General features: G+C 47.3%; 15 protein-coding genes and 1 pseudogene. 13 read left to right on the top strand and 3 right to left on the bottom strand.

Going from position 1 to position 20043, the window contains the following annotated elements:
* Nucleotides 1-22: 22 nt before the first annotated feature.
* The gene (locus RMO27_RS23285; RefSeq protein WP_309736919.1) at nucleotides 23-472 is read right to left on the bottom strand and encodes a J domain-containing protein; all 450 of its coding nucleotides are present in this window, start codon (nucleotides 470-472) and stop codon (nucleotides 23-25) included.
* Nucleotides 473-714: 242 nt separating this feature from the next.
* On the opposite strand from RMO27_RS23285, the pseudogene RMO27_RS23280 reads away from it, so the two are divergent.
* The 7 genes and pseudogenes from RMO27_RS23280 to RMO27_RS23250 all read left to right on the top strand — a co-directional run.
* Nucleotides 715-843, top strand: a pseudogene (locus tag RMO27_RS23280) (type II toxin-antitoxin system HigB family toxin); the annotation flags it as partial.
* Nucleotides 827-1105, top strand: coding sequence for a hypothetical protein (locus RMO27_RS23275; protein WP_309736917.1), 279 nt, complete (start codon nucleotides 827-829; stop codon nucleotides 1103-1105). The pseudogene RMO27_RS23280 and the gene RMO27_RS23275, both read left to right, overlap by 17 nt.
* Before the next feature lie 5 nt (nucleotides 1106-1110).
* Nucleotides 1111-1368, top strand: coding sequence for an AbrB/MazE/SpoVT family DNA-binding domain-containing protein (locus tag RMO27_RS23270; RefSeq protein ID WP_309736916.1), 258 nt, complete (start codon nucleotides 1111-1113; stop codon nucleotides 1366-1368).
* Complete coding sequence (locus tag RMO27_RS23265) at nucleotides 1356-1682, top strand: type II toxin-antitoxin system PemK/MazF family toxin (protein WP_309736915.1); 327 nt, start codon at nucleotides 1356-1358, stop codon at nucleotides 1680-1682. Before RMO27_RS23270 ends, RMO27_RS23265 begins: the two co-directional genes overlap by 13 nt.
* Before the next feature lie 659 nt (nucleotides 1683-2341).
* Nucleotides 2342-3256 carry a beta-carotene hydroxylase gene (gene crtR, locus RMO27_RS23260; RefSeq protein WP_309736914.1) on the top strand — a complete coding sequence of 305 codons (915 nt, stop codon included), beginning with the start codon at nucleotides 2342-2344 and terminating at the stop codon, nucleotides 3254-3256.
* 567 nt (nucleotides 3257-3823) lie between these two features.
* On the top strand, nucleotides 3824-5158 hold the full coding sequence (murA, locus tag RMO27_RS23255) for a UDP-N-acetylglucosamine 1-carboxyvinyltransferase (RefSeq protein WP_309736913.1): 1335 nt from the start codon (nucleotides 3824-3826) through the stop codon (nucleotides 5156-5158).
* 137 nt (nucleotides 5159-5295) lie between these two features.
* Complete coding sequence (locus RMO27_RS23250; RefSeq protein WP_309736912.1) at nucleotides 5296-5931, top strand: peroxiredoxin; 636 nt, start codon at nucleotides 5296-5298, stop codon at nucleotides 5929-5931.
* Nucleotides 5932-6090: 159 nt separating this feature from the next.
* On the opposite strand, the gene purF is transcribed toward RMO27_RS23250, so the two are convergent.
* Complete coding sequence (gene purF / locus RMO27_RS23245; RefSeq protein ID WP_309736911.1) at nucleotides 6091-7569, bottom strand: amidophosphoribosyltransferase; 1479 nt, start codon at nucleotides 7567-7569, stop codon at nucleotides 6091-6093.
* Between the two features lie 370 nt (nucleotides 7570-7939).
* Between purF and RMO27_RS23240 the strand changes: the two genes are divergently transcribed.
* The 4 genes from RMO27_RS23240 to RMO27_RS23225 all read left to right on the top strand — a co-directional run bounded on the left by RMO27_RS23240 (nucleotide 7940) and on the right by RMO27_RS23225 (nucleotide 14993).
* Nucleotides 7940-9625: a hypothetical protein gene (locus RMO27_RS23240; RefSeq protein ID WP_309736910.1), complete on the top strand. Its 1686-nt coding sequence runs from the start codon at nucleotides 7940-7942 to the stop codon at nucleotides 9623-9625.
* Nucleotides 9626-9915: 290 nt separating this feature from the next.
* Nucleotides 9916-10845 carry an SDR family oxidoreductase gene (locus tag RMO27_RS23235; protein WP_309736909.1) on the top strand — a complete coding sequence of 310 codons (930 nt, stop codon included), beginning with the start codon at nucleotides 9916-9918 and terminating at the stop codon, nucleotides 10843-10845.
* A 144-nt stretch (nucleotides 10846-10989) separates the two neighbouring features.
* The gene (locus RMO27_RS23230) at nucleotides 10990-12384 is read left to right on the top strand and encodes a UDP-glucose/GDP-mannose dehydrogenase family protein (protein WP_309736908.1); all 1395 of its coding nucleotides are present in this window, start codon (nucleotides 10990-10992) and stop codon (nucleotides 12382-12384) included.
* A gap of 227 nt (nucleotides 12385-12611) precedes the next feature.
* On the top strand, nucleotides 12612-14993 hold the full coding sequence (locus tag RMO27_RS23225; protein ID WP_309736907.1) for a polysaccharide biosynthesis tyrosine autokinase: 2382 nt from the start codon (nucleotides 12612-12614) through the stop codon (nucleotides 14991-14993).
* A 303-nt stretch (nucleotides 14994-15296) separates the two neighbouring features.
* Here RMO27_RS23225 and RMO27_RS23220 read toward each other — a convergent pair whose 3' ends face one another.
* A complete protein-coding gene (locus RMO27_RS23220) occupies nucleotides 15297-15869 on the bottom strand; it encodes a peroxiredoxin (RefSeq protein WP_309736906.1) in 573 nt (190 codons plus the stop codon).
* 328 nt (nucleotides 15870-16197) lie between these two features.
* Between RMO27_RS23220 and RMO27_RS23215 the strand changes: the two genes are divergently transcribed.
* The gene (locus tag RMO27_RS23215) at nucleotides 16198-16956 is read left to right on the top strand and encodes a sucrose-phosphate phosphatase (protein ID WP_396133794.1); all 759 of its coding nucleotides are present in this window, start codon (nucleotides 16198-16200) and stop codon (nucleotides 16954-16956) included.
* Nucleotides 16957-17254: 298 nt separating this feature from the next.
* Nucleotides 17255-19930: a type I DNA topoisomerase gene (gene topA, locus RMO27_RS23210; protein ID WP_309736904.1), complete on the top strand. Its 2676-nt coding sequence runs from the start codon at nucleotides 17255-17257 to the stop codon at nucleotides 19928-19930.
* The last annotated feature ends 113 nt before the right edge of the window (nucleotides 19931-20043 follow it).

The following is a 20043-nucleotide window of genomic DNA, read 5'->3' as shown; positions in this document are numbered from 1 at the left end:
CAGTTTTGTGATTATCGGGGTGCTAAACTTTGGAGAGGTTACGGTAAGACGCTTTGATATCCGCAGCAGTTGCGGTTTTCCCATTTAAGCCAAACACTTGCCATGGCCGGAAGTACTTGAAGATATCCACGCCATTGATGCAGTTCTCGCCTTCCTCTAAAGATTCGTTTGGCAAAACACCTATACACTGGCGGTAAAGTTTTTCCCAGGTTTCTTTGATTGAGAAGTTTAGGCTACCTATGCCGTCAGTGGCCATCTCAAAATTCTTAGATTTACGGAGAGCAGGAGTGCTGTCTACGGAAAAGCGTTGATAAATAGCTGCCTTGAGTTCGGCTATTGCTAAAGCTTTGGCTGGAGATGGCTTATTTAGTTTATTGGCGAGAGCTTGCCAGCTAGCGGCTTTAACCTTATGTGCTGTCTTGGCGGCGACTAAGGTTTTATGCTCTGCCTTGAGTGAGGCGACGGTGTACATGGCTGTTTCGGGGGTGTGGCTACTGACTATGTATCCAACCTGTCGTGATAAGTATCAGGATGAAACTAATTAATTAGGGCTTGATTAAGGGGTATTGACGATCGAGAACCTGTCCAGAAACTCCAGACTGCTACTGAAGCTCAGAAGAAAGAGAATATCGATACTCGCACCAAACAGATAGAACATGGGCTTCAAGCTGCTAAAGACTTGGGCTTAGGTGATTGGGCTGTCAAAGTCGCGGGTCGATCAAAGGTAATAAGTACCGATTGATAGTATCGATCGACTATGAAGACCAGCTAATCTACTACAAATATTTTCTAACTCACGCAGAATACGATAAGGAGAATTGGAAAAATGACGACTACTGTTGATAAGAAAAAATATCTAGATCTATTGGATACAGCCGATATCAGCCCCAAGGTAATCGAGACTGAGGAAGAATACGATCGGTTTCTAGCTGTGGCTCAGATGTTAATGCACAAACGGAGCGATCGCACTTCAGAGGAAACAGCCCTATTGATGTTGGTAGTTAAACTGATTGAAGACTATGAATCGATTCACCACAATTTAGATGACTGGGAAAAATCCACACCGAACGAGCTACTAGGGTACAATGTAACCAACAGCAAATAAAGCAGATGACTAAAACAGTAAAAAGCCGAATAGTGCAGGTTGGGAACTCACAGGGAATCCGACTACCCAAAGCCATGCTAGAACTGAGCGGGATTAAGGAGAATATCGAAATCGAGGTGAGAGATAATCAAATCGTGATCACAGCCGCAACTAAACCGCGAGTGGGGTGGAATGATGCTTTTGCTCAAATGGCTAGTGATGGTGATGAACTCGAACCACTCGAAGTTAAAAACTCATGGGATGAGACAGAATGGAACTGGTAGAAAGATTCGATGTCTTTTTGGTCAAGCTCGATCCTACTGTTGGCAGTGAGATCCACAAGACTCGCCCTTGTTTGGTAATATCACCAGACGAGATTAACAGTAATTTAGCAACGGTAATCGTTGCACCCATGACTACCAGCGGCAAAAAGTACCCAAGTAGGATTCCGGTTAGTTTTGATGATAAAGACGGTTTCGTAGCCTTGGATCAAATCCGATCGGTATCCAAGGATCGGTTACTCAAGAAATTGGGAACGATCGACATTGATACAGGTAAGGCTGTTTTAATGGCTTTGGGTGAAATGTTTGCAGAATAGATCGAAATAGCCCCCACCAGCAAAGGCAGGGGCTAGAACGTTCGCGTAGCGTCTCCGCTAGGAGAATCGATGGACTGTTACAAGCAGTTCAAACAAAAATAAGTAGTACTAAATATTATGGCATTATCACAACTAGAATATAGACAAATAACATTTAGCAATTGGGGTAGGATTGGGTTAAAAATTATCACCAACTCCTGTAACCTGCTCAGAGTATCATCTGAGTTCGGACTCTTAATCCGTTGGTTCCGAGTTCGAGCCTCGGGTTGCCCATAGCTGAGAATTTACCTAAATATTCATGGCTGCCAGATGTTGACGTGCAAGTCTGGCAGTGGTTGGAAATCAGTTATTTTTGATAATTTGTGACAGATAATAAATCCTCAGCTTTTGTGCTAAATCGATTAGTTAGGGTTATTAATTTGGAGAGAGTGTAATTGCGATTCTGCGACGGGGAGCGGCTTTGCTTCGGTGGGCGCGATCGACTACTCCAATCGTAGTATTGCTGCAAATCGAGATCGCTTACTGTTTGATTACGGCTTTCGGGGCGATCGCGACATTTACACTACATTAAAAAATTTCACAAATCTTTATCATCGGCTGGGATTAGCGTATACTACGAAAGCAAAGCTTAATCCCATGTTTAAAGGAGCAAAAATCTAATGTCGGAGGTGCAGCAGCCCCTCAGAGTCCCTAGGGAATTTTTGGGACCGCCTGATGACTTGAATCCCAATGTCTTCATGTTCTTTGGCGCGATTGCTCTAGTGACGATTTCCACGATCGGCTATTGGCAATGGCAGCTACCAGGTTGGTGTTGCTTCGGCTTCAATGTCTTGGCTTTACATATGGCAGGGACGGTCATTCATGATGCTTCTCATAATGCCGCTCATCCCGATCGGGTGGCGAATGCCATTATGGGTCATGTGAGTGCCTTGATGCTAGGGTTTGCATTTCCCGTATTTACCCGCGTCCACATCCAGCACCATGCCAACGTTAACGATCCCGATAACGATCCCGATCATTTCGTTTCCACAGGTGGCCCACTCTGGCTAATTGCTGCCAGATTTTTTTATCATGAGATTTACTTCTTTCAGCGCAAACTGTGGCGCAAATACGAGCTACTAGAATGGTTCCTCAGCAGGTTATTCGTGGGGCTGGTAATTTATTATGCTTGTCAACATGGTTTTACAGCATACATCTTTGATTTTTGGTTTTCGCCTGCACTGGTTGTCGGATTAGCACTGGGATTATTTTTCGACTATCTACCACATCGCCCATTCAAAGATCGCAATCGCTGGAAAAATGCTCGCGTCTATCCTGGCCCTATTTTAAACATCTTGATTTTCGGCCAAAATTATCACTTGATTCATCATCTATGGCCATCGATTCCGTGGTACAAGTATCAAGCTGCGTATCAGGCTACCAAGCCTTTGCTCGAATCAAAGGGGTGCCATCAATCGCTGGGGTTATTGCAGGGTAAAGATTTTCTGCACTTTGTTTATGACATCTTTTTGGGGATTCGGTTTCATCACAAAGCTGAGCCGGTGGAGTCAGCCAGTAGGGAAAAGTCTTCCTAATGTCGATGGTGTAAATTCAGCAACTGTGCTGAACTTATCTTCAGATTGCTTGTTTACCCAGCAGTCTTGGTTGTGTGAGTCGGTTCATTCTGACCCCCACAACCAAGACTGCTGTGCTATTCATGCTGCTGCACAACAGGGATCGCGAACTGGCAACTCGCGATCCCTGTTAGTATCAATTAACAATTTCTCGATCGTCCAGCAGCCGCGATCCGAACAAAATTGTCCGGTGTAAACATAAACTGCTGGGAACCGGGAATTATACAAGTAGTTAGTAAACCAGTCAGTATTCGGTCGTACCGCTGGTAAATGCAACCATCGCTAATTGGCGAAGCTGTGGTGATGTTTGCATTGTTGTCAAATGCCAAACCTGTCTAATCGAGTTCCCCACTGGCAAAAATGGTAACAAATCTTACTGATGGCGATCGAATTCATGTCTAATTACTGAAAATCGATCAGATTTATTACCTAACTTCCTGTAGAATCTAAGCAAAAATAAGTAATCCGACCGCAATCTCTTGCAATTTGGAGGAAAAACCTATCAGTAGCATCACCACCACCCAAACTATGTTAGCCACAGATAAGCCAGTCATTCACATCTGGGGTCAACACCCGCTCTCTGGAGAAGTAAAAATCAGTGGCGCGAAAAATTCCGCCTTGGTTGTTATGGCTGGAGCCTTGCTGTGCTCGACCGGTTGCCGCCTCCAAAATATTCCGGGGCTAGTAGATGTCGATAAAATGTGCCAGATTATCGAGGCATTAGGCGTCAAAATTCAACGGAACGGCGAAGTCTTAGATTTTGATACGACTGGTTTTAACTGTTACACACCACCGTTTGAATTAGTTTCCAAGTTGCGAGCAGCTTTTTTTGCGATCGGGCCGATTTTGGCACGATTGGGAGTGGCGAAAGTACCGATGCCCGGAGGTTGCTCGATCGGTGCTAGACCGATCGAATTACACGTACGCGGGTTACAGGCAATGGGTGCCCATGTGGAAATCGAGCATGGGATTGTCAATGCTTATTTGGCTGGGTCGAATAAACGCCTGCAAGGGGCGAAAATCTATCTGGATTACCCAAGTGTCGGCGCGACCGAAACCTTGATGATGGCGGCGACGCTAGCTGAAGGTGAGACGATCTTAGAGAACGCGGCCAAGGAACCGGAAGTTGTCGATCTGGCCAATTTCTGTATTGCGATGGGCGCGCAGATTACGGGTGCGGGTACCGATCGAATTGCGATCGTCGGTGTCGATAAGTTGCACGAGGCTGATTATAGTATTATTGCCGATCGAGTCGAAGCCGCGACCTTCCTTGTCGCTGGGGCGATTACCAATTCCGAAATTAGTATGTATCCAGTGATTCCCGATCATCTCACGGCGGCGATCGCCAAGTTAGAGCAGATTGGTGCCAAAGTAGTCATGGATGCGCCAGATCGCCTGCGGGTTATTCCCACGGGTACCCTCAAAGGGACGGATATCGAGACGCTGCCTTATCCCGCTTTTCCGACCGATATGCAAGCCCAATTTATGGCGATGCTCGCAGTGAGTGAAGGCAACAGCGTCATTACCGAAACTGTATTTGAAAATCGACTCCAACATGTGGCCGAACTCAAGCGGATGGGTGCCAATATTAGGGTTAAAGGCAATCATGCGATCGTCGAAGGCGTACCGTTGTTATCTGGTGCGACTGTCACCGCCACCGATCTGCGCGCTTCAGCCGCACTAGTCCTGGCGGGTTTAGCCGCTCATGGTAAAACGACGATTCAAGACCTCCATCACCTCGATCGCGGTTACGATTGCCTCGAAGCCAAAATGCGCAACCTGGGAGCCAAAATCGAGCGGGTGCGGGTCAATGCTGCGGGTGAAACCACCTACCGCTATGCCGAAGAAATCGTCCGCGTGTAAGCCAATTGACAAATGACGATCGCCGGCAACACTGCCGACGCGATCGTAAATAAACATGTATAGTGCGATCAGATAGGGGTAAATTCGTGTCACCATCGAAAGTTGCTCCTATCCACTTTCACCTATTTAGATAGATTATGCAGTTAAGATTAGGGGACACCGTACCCAACTTCACCCAAGCTACGACCCAGGGCACGATCGACTTCTTTGAATGGGCTGGCACTAGTTGGGTGATTCTATTTTCGCACCCTAAAGATTTCACTCCAGTTTGTACGACCGAACTTGGCGAAGTCGCCAAACTAAAACCAGAATTTGACAAGCGTAACGTTAAACCGATCGCCCTGAGTGTCGATGATGTAGACTCTCATAACGGCTGGGTTGGGGATATCCTTGAAACCCAAGGTTCGGCACTAAACTATCCGATTATTGCCGATCCAGACAAAAAAGTCTCTGACTTGTATGACATGATTCACCCGAATGCGAATGCGATGGTGACTGTCCGTTCGGTATTTATTATCGATCCCAATAAAAAGCTCCGGCTGACAATCACTTATCCGCCGAGCACTGGCCGCAATTTTGATGAGATCTTACGGGTCATTGATTCGCTCCAACTGACGGATAACTACAGTGTGGCAACTCCGGCCAACTGGGTTGATGGTGGCGATTGTGTAGTCGTACCCACCATCTCGACCGAGGAAGCTAAAGTGAAGTTTCCCAAGGGCATCACCGAACTCAAGCCTTATCTGCGGATGACTCCCCAACCAAATAAATAGATCGATTAGATTCACTCCAATCGAAAAAAGCAGCCATCAGGCTGCTTTTTGTCCATGAATCCTTGACAATACCTAACGAACGTGAGTTCGGGATCGGAGTAAGCTGGCGACTGTACTGACGTTGACTATCAATTATCAATTATCAACTATCAATTAAACCTAGCCTCTGGCACCCAGCTCCAACATCAGCTTGGACTTCTTGACACCATCAGGAATTTCCACTGGGTAATCGCCAGTAAAACAAGCCGAACAGAAATTATTCGGATCGCGCTCGGTCGCAGATAACATCCCTTCCCAAGATAGATATGCCAGCGTATCGACTCCAATCTGTTCGGCAATTTCTGCAACCGACTTCGTGGCCGCAATTAATTGATCCTGGGTATCGGTATCGATCCCATAGAAGCAAGGATGCGTCACTGGTGGCGAGGAAATCCGCATGTGGATTTCGGTCGCTCCCGCGTCTCGGAGTGCTTTAACCAGTTTCCGACTAGTCGTGCCGCGCACGATCGAGTCATCAATGACAATCACTCGTTTTCCCTTCAATACGTCTCGGAGCGGATTCAATTTCATCCGAATCCCGGCTTCGCGCATCTCTTGGGTGGGTTGAATGAATGTCCGCCCCACATAGCGGTTTTTGATCAAGCCTTCGGCATAGGGAATGCCCGATGCCTCTGAAAAGCCAATCGCCGCCGGAATGCCCGAATCAGGCACGCCGATGACGATATCCGCATCATGAAAAGATTCCTTCGCCAATTGTTTGCCCAGTCGCATTCGGTAGCTGTATAAACTCTCGTCGTGTACCCAACTATCGGGACGGGCAAAGTAAATCATCTCAAAAATACACAGCTTCGGCTGCACTTTGGTCGCCCAATCGATCGCGGTAACGCCCTCAGCGTCGATCCACAGCAATTCGCCAGGTTTAACATCGCGCTCGTATTCGGCACCAATAATATCTAGGGCGCAAGTTTCCGAAGCAACCACATAGTGACCCACACGATCGGGCATGAAGCCCAATACCAAGGGACGAATGCCATGGGGGTCGCGGATCGCCATCACCCCATCGGGAGTGGCGATCGTCAGACTGAATGCTCCAACGCATTGTTTACAGGCACTAATGGTTGCCTCTACCCACCCTTTGCCCGCGTTCACTTCTTCGCGAATTATCAACGCAATCATTTCGGAATCGATCGTCGTGCTCGGCTCGCACCCTCGTGCCAGTAGATATTCATGCAACTGAGCGGTATTGACTAGGTTGCCATTATGTGCTAGGGCAAGATTCCCCAATTTAGTTTCGACAATTACTGGTTGCGCATTGCAACGGCGACTAGATCCCGTCGTTGAGTAGCGAGTATGCCCGATCGCCAGTTGCCCTGACAGCTCTTGTAAAATCTCTGGATTGAAAACATGAGAGACCAAGCCCATATCCCGATGTTCGTGCATTTGGTTGCCATCAAAGGTGGCAATGCCCGCCGATTCTTGACCGCGATGTTGAAGCGCATACAAGCCAAAGTAGGTCAGCTTCGCAACTTCTTGTCCGGGGGCATAGATTCCAAACACCCCACAAGCTTCTTCAGGTTTATCGCTAGCGTTGTCGGGATCGGCACAGAGATCGAGGCGCAAGTCGCAATCAGGAATCATGAATGGCTATGGTGGTGAAAGGGTGGCACAGTTCGGGAAATGGTTGATGCTGGAGGAGATCTTAAATAATGGCAAGCGGGATGTATCGATCCTCAACCAATTATAGCTACAGCATAACGTAGCGCGTAGCCAAATATACATAGCAAATACTTTGGATGGCTATTAGCAATTCTCATGTCAGTTAAACTGGAGCATTTAGATTACTATTGTGAAAATTAGCAGCTTTATCTTTAACGATAAGATAACACGAAATCAACCGAGCTTCATTGGCCCCAAAGCCTTGCAAATCGCTAATTTTCGGCTGTCGGTCTTGCGACACAACTGGCGATTACGAAGATTTACTTGCCGCACTGTCTCTGTTTGTGGCATCATGAGCGAGCAATTAGGTCAGACGATCGTTATTTATACTCATAACCGATATATTGTAATGTCACAGCTCCATTGGTTAGACCTGAGTGAATACCTGGCGATTTCCATCGCCGTAGTCGGGGCGATCGCCGCTGCCGCATCTTCAACCTGGATCTATGCAGTAGTCCCGATGCTGATTAGTCTGATCCTCAATGCGATCAATCGATGGCGCGCGTACCAAAATATCCGCTTACACGAGCGGACATTGGAACGTAAGCTCGATCGCGAACTCCAGCAACAAGGTGAAGTCCTCCAGCAAGAAATCGCTCAAGCCCGCAGTTTTGCGACGGCTCTGGTCAAACAGACAATGGCGGCGAGTAAATCCGAACCAGCGGCACTAGTGGCAGCAAAACACCAAGAGGTGACTGCTTTAGAGCAAAAATTCGACCAGCACAAACAATTAATGCAGTCGATGCAAGATCATGTCAGTGGCGTCGAGGGCAGTCTCAAAGATGTTGTCGATTTGCTCGAAGCTAATGCGCTCAACGATCGGGTCGAGTATCTAGAACGTCATTTGATGGAAGTATCTCAACAGGTGGGGATCGAGCCAGCCGTACCAACTCGAATTGCTGCTACATCGATCCCCGCAGTTGCCGATGAGCCAGAAGTCGATATTACACCGCTGTTAGAGATGATTTCCGAAGACTTGATGTCTAGTGAGTTATTGCTCCCAGAAAACATGGTCTCGGGAGAATTAAGCGGCGATTTGTGGTCTAAACCAACGTGGCACCTTCAGCAAACGATCGAGGCTCACGGCGATTGGGTGCGGTGTCTGAGCTTTACACCCGATGGCACCAGGTTGGTGAGTGGTAGTTTCGATAAGACGATTAAATTGTGGCAAGTTGAGGTCGGCAAACTCGTACATACTTTCACCGATAGTCTCAAGGGGGTATTCGCCCTCGCTGTCAGTCCCGATGGTAAGCTGCTGGCGAGCGGCAGTTGGGATGAAACGATCTCGCTGTGGAATCTAGAAAGTGGCACTTGGATCCAAAATCTCACTCAACACCAATCCTCCGTGCGATCGCTGGCAATTAGTCCCGATGGTAAAACTCTCGTCAGCGGTAGTTTTGATCGGACGATCGTCCTGTGGCACTTACCAGCAGGCGCGGTGCAAACCACAATTGTCGATCTCGAACCGATTGCGGCGATTTCCTTGAGTGCTAGTGGTAAATTTTTTGTGAGTACTGGCGATGATGGCACCATCAAGATCTGGTCGTTAGCAACGGGAGCAGCGGTTGTCGAGTCAACCGCGAATAAACATTGTATCGGTTCCCTGGCGATCGACCCCGACGGGCAGACGATCGCCGCAGGTACCGTCAATGGCTATGTGGTCTTGTGGCAGCTACCTCACATCGACGATCACGGTCTCCCATCCCAAATCGATCAAGTACAGACAATTAAAGCCCACGCCGGGCAAATTAATGCTTGTGTCTTTAGTCCTGACGGTCAATATTTGATTACCGGCAGTGTCGATGGCAAAGCCAAGGTCTGGTATCGCGGCGAAGATCGCCAATTTCGCGATAAGGCCAGAAGCATCCTCAAAGGCGATCCGGGCCGCTCGGTGATGTCAGTGGCCATCTCGCAGCAAAATCAAACGATCGCCATTGGTGGCGCAGATGGTACTATTCAGCTATGGCAACGTATTTAGCGATCTACAGTTGCCGAGCTTGAAACCGACGATCGTGATTGCGAACTAACACATCGCTAGTTTCAATATTACTAAATTCGGTAAATTGACTGTTTAGAGATCGATAGAAATAATGCTACGCTTTTGTGAAAAATCACCTGTAGCGATCGAGGACTGGTGATCTCGATCGCAATCGCACATTTAGACCACAGGGCATCAAAGTTGCCGATCTCTCAATTTTAAGGAATAATACTAAAAACACTACCATTAAACTTTTTTAGCCAAAATTAAACTTAATCAAATTCTAAATTATGCGAATTCTAGTGACCGGTGGTGCGGGGTTTATTGGTTCTCATTTGCTCGATCGCCTGATGAAAGAGCAACACGAAGTAATTTGCTTGGATAATTTTTATACTGGAACCAAAAACAATATCCAGAAATGGCTCGGTCATCCCAACTTTGAGGCGATCCGCCATGATATTACCGAGCCAATTCGCTTAGAAGTAGACCAAATTTATCATCTTGCCTGTCCGGCCTCGCCAGTTCACTATCAAGCCAATCCGATCAAAACAACGAAAGTCAGTTATCTGGGCACGTCAAATATGCTCGGACTGGCCAAACGTACTAAGGCCAGATTTCTACTGGCATCCACTTCCGAAGTTTATGGCGATCCGGACGTCCATCCTCAGCCGGAAGAATATCATGGAAATGTGAATACGATCGGGATCAGATCTTGTTATGACGAAGGCAAGCGGATTGCCGAAACACTGAGTTTTGACTATCATCGTCAACACAAAGTCGAAATTCGGGTCGCACGGATCTTCAACACCTACGGGCCGAGAATGTTAGAAAATGATGGTCGGGTCGTCAGCAATTTTATCGCCCAATCTTTACAGGGTAAACCATTGACTGTCTATGGTGAAGGCCACCAAACCCGCAGCTTTTGTTATGTGACGGATCTAGTTGATGGCTTGATAAAATTGATGAATGGCGACCATACTGGCCCGATCAATCTCGGCAATCCTGAAGAATACACCATCTTGCAACTCGCCGAAAAAATTCGCGACAGGCTCAATCCTGGGCAGGAAATTAGCTTTAAACCATTGCCTCAAGACGATCCCAGAAAGCGGAAGCCAGATATTACCAAGGCAAAAACGCTCTTGAACTGGCAACCGACAATTTCGCTCGATACGGGATTGACGGAGACAATTGCTGAATTTAAACAACGTTTAGCAATTTAGACAGACGAGTTGCACTGTGGAAATAGCGAATGTGACGATCTCACTAGCACTGAAGATCGCGATTGCCCGATGTTTCACACTCGATCGATTTTCAATTCAAGTATTTATTAAGTTCAGAACAATCATCTTGGGGGTCAATTAAAAATGCGTGTTTGTACTATCGGAACTGGTTACGTTGGTTTGGTAACGGGAGCCTGTCTGGCCCACATCGGTCATGATGTCATTTGCGTCGATAACAATCCTGAAAAAGTCGCTATGATGAAATCAGGGCAATCGCCAATTTACGAACCAGGCTTGGCCGACATCATGCGATCGGCGATGGCTACCAATCGATTGCAGTTTACTACCGATCTGGCTGCTGGCGTCGAGCATGGCGAAGTCTTATTTATCGCCGTCGGCACGCCACCATTGCCCAATGGCTCTAGCGATACCCAATATGTCGAGGCTGTTGCTAAAGGGATCGGTAAACATCTCAATGGCGATTATAAAGTCATCGTCAACAAGTCTACAGTGCCGATCGGTTCTGGCGATTGGGTCAAGATGCTAGTGTTGGACGGGGTGGCCGAACGCCAACAACAACCGAGTCTGGTTGGTGCTGGCGAGCGCCGCCCCGCCGAACCAGCCTTCGACCCTAAATTTGATGTCGTGAGCAATCCCGAATTTTTGCGAGAAGGTTCGGCCATCTACGATACCCTCAATCCCGATCGGATCGTGCTGGGGAGCAACAATCAACAAGCGATCGATCTGATGTTAGAGTTATACAAACCGATTATCGATCGCCAACATGGCGAACATGCCGATCTACCGCCAGTATCGGTCTTGACTACCGATTTGGGTTCGGCAGAGATGATCAAGTACGCTGCCAACGCGTTCTTAGCCACCAAAATTAGCTTTATCAATGAGATTGCGAATATTTGCGAGCGCGTGGGTGCCGATGTCACTCAGGTATCTAAAGGTATCGGTCTCGACTCGCGCATCGGCAACAAATTCTTAAATGCTGGCATTGGTTGGGGCGGATCTTGTTTTCCGAAAGATTTAGCCGCACTCATTCATACTGGTGCTGATTATGGCTACGATGCTCGACTACTCAAAGCGGCGGTCAGTGTCAATCAACAGCAGCGGACACTAGTGATTCAAAAACTCCAAAACTCTCTGAAAATTCTCAAAGGCAAAACCATTGGTTTACTCGGTTTGACTTTCAAACCCGATACTGATGATTTGCGCGATGCACCCGCTCTTGATATAATCCAGATATTAATCGAGTTGGGTGCTAAGGTTAAAGCATATGACCCGATTGTTTCGTCTGAATCTTTACCACATCCCTACTTAGCTAATGTTAATCTGGTCGATAGTCCACAAACCTTAGCAACCGATAGTGATGCTATTGTATTAATGACAGAATGGTCTGAGTTTCAAGATATCAATTACCAGCACTTAGCTAAACTAATGCGTTCGGCGATCGTCGTCGATTGTCGGAATTTTCTATCTCCAGCAATGTTGACCGCAGCCGGTTTTCAGCATATTGGCATTGGTTGCTAGTCAATCTCAGATACCCAGTATGCCAATACATCGACATACTGGGTATTTTTATATTTACCGATGGTGTTAACTATTAATAGATAGTAAAATTATTTGGCCGCACTTACTGACACGATATATCCTTGTGTCTAGTCAAATCGGCATACTTTTTATGATACGACTATTCTAGCTCGATTACTTCAGCCATTTGGCGGTTCATTGCCCACCTGTTCTATCAATATTCCAACATGAAAGAGAGCTTTCCTGAGTTTAATCCTCCCAGACTAATGCAGTCCCCAGAGTCAGTGAAACCTCGTCCAAATGGGTTCTCTGAACCACGGCAAGAAGACGGGATGGGTGTGGGTGCCATCCTGAATGGCTTGCGTAAATATTGGTATGCGTCCCTGCTCACCACGGCCTTGATGTTGGGGACAGTCGGTTATGTGACTTGGAAGCAAGTCCGGATCTACAGATCGGCGGTGCAAATCGCGATCGATTTAAAATCCAGCTCTAGTAACAGTGTTGCTGAAAAATTGGCTGGTGAAGCTTCTGGTAATGGGCAGTCTGAAGATCGGGTGATCGCGATCGAGACGATTACCCAATCGCTCAGAAGTAAAAGTATGATCGAAAAAGCAATTTTGTCGATTCCCGATCCAAAATTGCGGCCACCGCTGGCTCAAGTTTTACAAGGTTTGGCGATTCAGTCCAAGCCAGATAGTAATGTTTTAACGGTTAGCTACGTATCGCTTTCCCCTCAAGAAATTGTGGCTGTGCTCAACGCGTTGAGCAAAGTTTATATTGAGTATAGTATTACTAACAAGAAAGCGCGGACGAATAACTCGATCGAATTTATCGAGACCCAATTACCTGGTTCACAAAAACGATTAGATGCTTCTGCTTCCCAGATCGAGCAATTTCGGATTAAGTATCGATTTGTAGATCCAGCGACTTCTGCTGGTGCCTTGGATGGTTATCGTCAAAGTATCGTTGCCAAGATTAATGAATCTCGCTCGACTTATTACCAAACCCAAAAGGAGTACGAAGAATTAAAGAAACAACTTGCGAACGTCGGGTTGGCATCCAACGCTAATCTGAGTACAACCATGTTGACTCAAGATAGTGGCTACCAAGGCTTGTTTACTCAACTCCGGGAACTAGAACTAAAATACAATCAAGAAAGCGTTCGCTTTAGTCCCGAAAATCCGCTAATTGTGGCATTGAAAGAAAAACGTGATGCCGTGTTAGTCTTATTGAGAAATCGCGCGCAGCAAGTGCTCAAACGGCAAGTCGCCGATAGCGAACTAACTCAAGGTAGCATTGCTAACTTTGGGAATAATCTCGCACAAAATCTCGCCAATAAACAAGCTGAACTTGAAACTAGGTTAGTAGCCCAAACAGCTCAATCGCAAAGTTTGGAAGCAGTCTATCAACAAGTCCAAACCCAAATTGGCCAATTACCAGGATTGCAAAAACAATATACTGAAATGCAAAGGGAGTACCAAATTGCTTCCCAAGAATTGACGGCATTCAAGCAAAAAGTTCAAGAGTTGAAAATTGTTAATGCCGAACAAGTCGTACCGTGGAAATTATTAGATCCCCCAGAACTTCCTCGCTCGCCAGTTTCACCTGATGTTCCCCGCCAAATGGGCTTGGGAGCGATCGGAAGTATCTTGGCTGGAATTTTTGTATCGTATGGTTTGAACAAACTCGATAATCGAGTTGACAATCCCGATAGTGTGAAAGTGATGACTGGGATGCCCATTTTGTCCTTAATTCCCAGGGTGGATGATTTGGAACATTCTTCCTCAACGCGCGGTAGTACCTTTTTACAAACATCTAAAGGTAAGAATAAAGATTATTCTTATTGGAGTTTTATTGAATCAATCCGCACGCTAGCGTTGGGGATTGGATTGACATCAGTTGGTGCTGCCTCGATTGCTGAGAATCGAGAAGATAAGCTACCAGGTAAAATTATCGCGATGACTTCTTCGCTGCCAAAAGAAGGTAAATCGACGATTACTTTCCATACTAGTAACACCCTGGCCGAGTTAGGTTATCGGGTACTACTCATCGACGCGGATCTGCACAAATCTTCGATCGCACATTTGTGCGCGAACTCACCACTATTCAAACGCGAAGAATGTGAGAGTGAGGATGGTTTGAGCGATGCCATTGTAGGCAATCAGAACTGGAAAGATTTAATCAAAACAAGTTCAACTTCTAACTTAGATGTGATGTTCTCTGGCAGACAAACTGTCAGCTCGATCGTGTTATTTAACTCACCACGATTACTGAAATTGATGGAAGAATGGCGTAAAGAATATGATTATATCATTTTTGATACGCCACCAATTGTTGGGGTCAGCGATACGCGATTACTATCGAGCTTGGTGGATGGACTAGTCTACATCGTCAGCTTGAATGTCGCTCAAAAACAAATTATCGATCGCGGTATCGATATCATTTCATCCCTAAGAACTCCAGTATTGGGTCTGGCGATCAACCGCGTTGAAAATCAACATTCTGGTTACAACAAGTATTATCAGTACTATCATGCCGCTCAAGATCTAGTCGGGAAAACAGATAGTACTAAAGTTCTCAGCCCAGAAAAACAGGGCGTGGAAGTGTAGGCACACTTCCTATTGCTTAGTAACAATCATCGATCGAGTCGGCATTTTGGTGCAGTATTTAAAGTAAAGTAAGCGAACGCAATCTACCCCTCGATTGTCGAGTCTTAACTACGTGGGGAAGATGCGTTCGTTCGCGAACTGGAGCCAGTCGCCGGACATTTATTTGCAACTATCTCGATGCTGCAGATCACCGCAGTTAGGGTTTTTCCTCGATTGCAAATCATTCGTTGGTTTTATCCTGCGATCGATTAGTGTTCGATTGAATGCCAGCAAATTAGTGGTAGGTAAACATCGATTGTGTTGCTAGCTAACCGATCGAATCGTTTTATCGCCTGGTTGCCAATCGATCGGACAAACTTCTTGGGGATGGGCTTGAACGTGCTGAATCGCTTGCAGGACGCGGAGCGTTTCATCGACACTGCGACCGAATGACAGATTGTTGATCGTGGCATATTGTAAAATACCCGAACGATCGATAATAAATAAACCACGCAAAGCAGCTCCCAGAGTGGGATCTAAGACATTGTATGCCATGCTAATTTCTTTTTTGAGGTCAGAGATCAGCGGATAATTGATATCGCCTACGCCGCCCATTTTGCGTTCGGTTTGAATCCAGGCTAAATGAGCGAACTCACTATCGACTGAAATGCCCAGGATCTCAGTATCGAGTGCTTGAAACTCAGCATAACGATCGCTAAAAGCGATCACTTCTGTCGGGCAGACAAATGTAAAGTCTAGTGGATAAAAGAATAAGACCACATATTTACGATATCGTGATAATTGGATCTGTTGAAATTGCTGACCGACAACCGCAGTCGCCGTGAAATCTGGGGCAATTTGACCTACTCGCAGACAGCTTTGAGGATAATCGTTCATGAAATTAGTTTCGATTTAGATATGTAAGTGCTAGAGCGTGTCATCGATCTTTGGTGACAAGTTATGACCAATTGACAGATTAGGCTCCGACGCGATCGACATCGAGATCGGTGCGGGACTTCAGAGCGATCTCTTCAACATCAACTTAATTGCCAACTCAGCAAACTTGTCTGTAAACATGTCACGATCGTCAAAACGCAACGCGGTGGATTTAGTTAGTGTTGCAACTGTCAACTGATTTAATGTTAGTGTGGAAAATGTCGATCGCCGTAGATCGAGCTTAGCTACTAGCGATCTATTAATCTAACATTCACAATTGTCAACTAGTATGGGTCTCCTCACGCATTTATCATTACTCGTTACAGACCTCGACCATACCTTAGTTGGCGACGATCGCTCGCTAGAGCAGCTCAAGCAGATCCTCGATCGCTATCGGCAAACTTATGGCACTAAGATCGTCTATGCCACCGGTCGATCGAAGACATCATATCAAGAGTTAGCGCACGCCAAATCTTTACTGGCACCTGACGCACTCATTGCTGCTGTCGGTACGGAAATCTATCTCAACACAGCGACGGATGCCGATCCAGAATGGGTAGAGCAGCTCGGTCGCAATTGGCATCGCGATCGGATCGTGGCTATTGCCAGTCGATTTGCCGACTTAGAACCTCAGCCTCCAGCCGAACAAAGACCATTTAAGGTCAGCTATTACCTCTCGACTAGCGTCGTTGCCGCTGTCATACCTCAGCTACAAGAGTTATTATTACATCAAGGGCTAGCTGCCGATATTATCTATAGCGGCAGTAGAGATTTAGATATCCTGCCATCAGGAGGCGATAAAGGTCAAGCCGTCCAATTCCTGCGCCAGCGATGGCAGATCGATCCGATTCAGACAGTCGTGTGTGGAGACTCTGGTAACGATATTTCCCTATTTAAATATGGCCAAGAGCGCGGCATCATCGTCGGCAATGCCCAGTCAGAATTACGACTCTGGCACGAGCTACATCCCGCCAACTATCATTATCTCGCTGTGGCTGAATGCGCTGATGGGATTTTGGAAGGATTGAAATATTTTCGATTTGTCTAGGCGTTAAGCCGATCTAGCCATGAATATTCCGTTGGGCAGAGATAGAGTTAGAGGGCGTTCGTGTAGAGTTTTATCAAGATCCAGATCGCGCTCCTGATTTGGACTGTAATTGGGTTAACAGGATACTGCGTAAGCGATCGCATCCTGGCTACTACCTTGATCTCAGCCACAATCGCCGCATCGACCCACTTGACAAAATCGTAAATATACCTCAACTTGACACAGTAGTGGCCACTGTCAATAGCACACGCCCAACCTAAATTTTCTCACCAACTTCCGACGACCTCAAAACGCCCATATGTCAACTCTCGTCATCGTCGAATCTCCGACCAAAGCCCGCACCATCAGTAAGTTTTTGCCATCTAGTTATGTGGTCAAGGCTTCAATGGGGCACGTTCGCGATTTGCCACCATCGGCTGATGAAATCCCGCCAGAGTTTAAATCTCAAAAGTGGGCAAACCTGGGAATCAACGTTGAATCTGGATTTGCGCCGCTGTATATCATCCCCAAAGACAAGCGCAAGATCGTTCAGGAACTAAAAACCGCGCTTAAAGGTGCCCAAGAACTGATTCTGGCAACGGACGAAGATCGCGAAGGTGAGAGTATTAGTTGGCACCTATTACAGCTCCTCAATCCCAAAGTCCCGACCAAACGGATGGTATTTCATGAGATTACCAAAGAAGCGATCCAGAAAGCACTGAAGAATTGCCGGGATATCGACGAGCAAATCGTCCACGCCCAAGAAACGCGGCGGATTCTCGATCGATTGGTCGGTTATACGCTCTCGCCACTATTATGGCGGAAGATTGCCGGCGGTTTATCGGCTGGGCGCGTGCAGTCAGTAGCAGTGAGATTATTAACGATCAAAGAACGCCAACGGCGGGCGTTTAAATCAGCCCAGTATTGGGATTTGAAAGCACTACTCGCCCACAACAAAGCCGAGTTTGACTCGAAGCTAGTCACCGTCGATGGCACGAAAGTAGCCACGGGTGCAGATTTCGATCCGAATACAGGGAATCTGTTAGCGGGTAAAAAAGTTAAAGTCCTCAACGGTGTAGAAGCGACGGCGTTAGTCGAGAATCTCAAAGGCAAAACCTGGACGGTCACCGGATTAGAAGAAAAACCCGTCACCCGTAAACCCGCACCGCCGTTTACGACTTCTACCCTCCAACAGGAAGCCAACCGCAAACTGCGCCTCTCCGCGCGGGAAACCATGCGCGTCGCTCAAAGCCTGTACGAACAAGGTTATATCACCTACATGCGGACGGATTCTGTCAGTCTCTCCGCCCAAGCGATCGATGCCGCCCGTGCCTGCGTCCTAGACAAATACGGCCAAGAATATCTCAGCCCCAAGCCCCGCCAATATAGCACCAAATCCAAAGGTGCTCAAGAAGCCCATGAAGCGATTCGTCCGGCTGGGAGCAGTTTTCGGACGCCGCGAGAAACTGGACTAGCTGCCAAAGAATTGCAGCTCTACGATCTAGTCTGGAAACGCACGGTCGCCTCCCATTTGGCTGATGCCCGCCAAACCCAACTCAGCGTCGATTTACAGGTCGAGAACGCCGGATTTCGTTCCTCTGGTAAGCAGATCGATTTTCCTGGCTACCTGAGAGCGTACGTCGAAGGCTCTGACGATCCTAATGCGGCGATCGAAGACCAAGAAATCATTCTCCCCGCTTTAGTCAAAGGCGATCGACCCGATTGTCAAAAACTCGATCCGATCGACCATCAAACCCAACCCCCCGCCCGCTATACCGAAGCATCCCTGGTCAAGATGCTCGAAAGTGAAGGGATCGGGCGTCCGAGTACCTATGCCAGCATCATCGGCACGATTATCGATCGCGGCTACGCTCAACTCCAAAACAACGCCCTGGTGCCGAGTTTTACCGCTTTTGCCGTTACTGCGTTGCTCGAAAAAAACTTCCCAGATCTCGTCGATCCCAGCTTCACCGCGCGGATGGAACAAACTCTCGACGACATCTCGACTGGTACGACGCAGTGGCTGCCCTACTTAGAAAAATTCTATTTAGGTGAAAACGGACTGGAAAATCAGGTCAAACTCGGCTTCACCGATATCGATGCAACTCTCGCGCGGACGATCGATCTTGGCGATCTCGATGTCAAAGTCCGGATCGGTAAATTTGGTGCCTTCATCGAAACCGAATCCGGTAACGCCTCCATCCCCAAAGATCTCACCCCCGCCGATCTCGCCCCCGAAACGATTGAGATGTTGCTCAAACAAAAGAGCAGCACCCCCGACACCCTCGGCAATCACCCTGAAACTGGCGAACCGATCTATCCCAAACTCGGCCCCTTCGGACCCTACGTCCAACTTGGCGACAAGGACGAGGATAGTAAGAAAAAACCCAAACAATCTTCCTTGCCCAAAGGGATGAAACTCGAAGATGTCACCCTCGAAATCGCCGTCGAACTGCTCAAACTCCCGCGCAGTCTCGGCGTTCACCCCGAAACTGGCGGCAAACTCCAAACCAACCTCGGTCGATTTGGTCCCTATATCCTCCACGATCGTGGCAAAGAGGGCAAAGAGTATCGATCGCTCAAAGCCACTGATGATGTCCTCACCGTTACCCTAGAGCGCGCGCTGGAAATCCTCGCCGAACCCAAATCTACCCGTGGTGGTAAGAAAGAACCGCTGCGGACGATCGGCAACCATCCCGACGATAACGAACCGATCTCGATCTTTGCTGGCCCCTATGGTAAATATATCAAGCACGGCAAAATTAATGCGGGTATCCCTGAAGGGGAAACAGTTGAAGGGATTAGCTTAGAGACGGCAATTAGTTTGCTAGTGGCTAAAGGTGGCACAGCGAAGAAGACAACTACGAAAAAGGCTACAACTACCAAGAAAGCAACCACGACGAAGGCTAAAGCTACGACAACTAAAGCGAAAACCACCACAGCCAAGAAAACAACTACGGCTAAAAAAACGACGACCAAATCGAAAACTAGCTAACTGTAGAGATCGACTCATAGTAGAATAGGAACCCGACTTCTTCAAGAAGTTGGGTTTCTGTCCAATCGCTGTCTGCGTAGACTCGAGTACTCCTAGCAGAACGAATAGAGTTG

It is taken from the genome of Chamaesiphon sp. OTE_75_metabat_556 (assembly GCF_031378165.1).
Taxonomy (GTDB): domain Bacteria; phylum Cyanobacteriota; class Cyanobacteriia; order Cyanobacteriales; family Chamaesiphonaceae; genus Chamaesiphon.
The sequence above is the reverse complement of the archived record's forward strand: the minus strand, read 5'-3'. Positions and strand labels throughout refer to the sequence as shown.

What these genes read in the sequence shown, in the direction of transcription:
- RMO27_RS23220 (WP_309736906.1), bottom strand. Translation starts at nt 15,869, where the DNA reads ATGAACGATTATCCTCAAAGCTGTCTGCGAGTAGGTCAAATTGCCCCA.
- murA (WP_309736913.1), top strand. Translation starts at nt 3,824, where the DNA reads ATGTTAGCCACAGATAAGCCAGTCATTCACATCTGGGGTCAACACCCG.
- crtR (WP_309736914.1), top strand. Translation starts at nt 2,342, where the DNA reads ATGTCGGAGGTGCAGCAGCCCCTCAGAGTCCCTAGGGAATTTTTGGGA.
- topA (WP_309736904.1), top strand. Translation starts at nt 17,255, where the DNA reads ATGTCAACTCTCGTCATCGTCGAATCTCCGACCAAAGCCCGCACCATC.
- RMO27_RS23235 (WP_309736909.1), top strand. Translation starts at nt 9,916, where the DNA reads ATGCGAATTCTAGTGACCGGTGGTGCGGGGTTTATTGGTTCTCATTTG.
- RMO27_RS23275 (WP_309736917.1), top strand. Translation starts at nt 827, where the DNA reads ATGACGACTACTGTTGATAAGAAAAAATATCTAGATCTATTGGATACA.
- RMO27_RS23230 (WP_309736908.1), top strand. Translation starts at nt 10,990, where the DNA reads ATGCGTGTTTGTACTATCGGAACTGGTTACGTTGGTTTGGTAACGGGA.
- RMO27_RS23240 (WP_309736910.1), top strand. Translation starts at nt 7,940, where the DNA reads ATGAGCGAGCAATTAGGTCAGACGATCGTTATTTATACTCATAACCGA.
- RMO27_RS23250 (WP_309736912.1), top strand. Translation starts at nt 5,296, where the DNA reads ATGCAGTTAAGATTAGGGGACACCGTACCCAACTTCACCCAAGCTACG.
- RMO27_RS23225 (WP_309736907.1), top strand. Translation starts at nt 12,612, where the DNA reads ATGAAAGAGAGCTTTCCTGAGTTTAATCCTCCCAGACTAATGCAGTCC.
- RMO27_RS23215 (WP_396133794.1), top strand. Translation starts at nt 16,198, where the DNA reads ATGGGTCTCCTCACGCATTTATCATTACTCGTTACAGACCTCGACCAT.
- purF (WP_309736911.1), bottom strand. Translation starts at nt 7,569, where the DNA reads ATGATTCCTGATTGCGACTTGCGCCTCGATCTCTGTGCCGATCCCGAC.
- RMO27_RS23265 (WP_309736915.1), top strand. Translation starts at nt 1,356, where the DNA reads ATGGAACTGGTAGAAAGATTCGATGTCTTTTTGGTCAAGCTCGATCCT.
- RMO27_RS23285 (WP_309736919.1), bottom strand. Translation starts at nt 472, where the DNA reads ATGTACACCGTCGCCTCACTCAAGGCAGAGCATAAAACCTTAGTCGCC.
- RMO27_RS23270 (WP_309736916.1), top strand. Translation starts at nt 1,111, where the DNA reads ATGACTAAAACAGTAAAAAGCCGAATAGTGCAGGTTGGGAACTCACAG.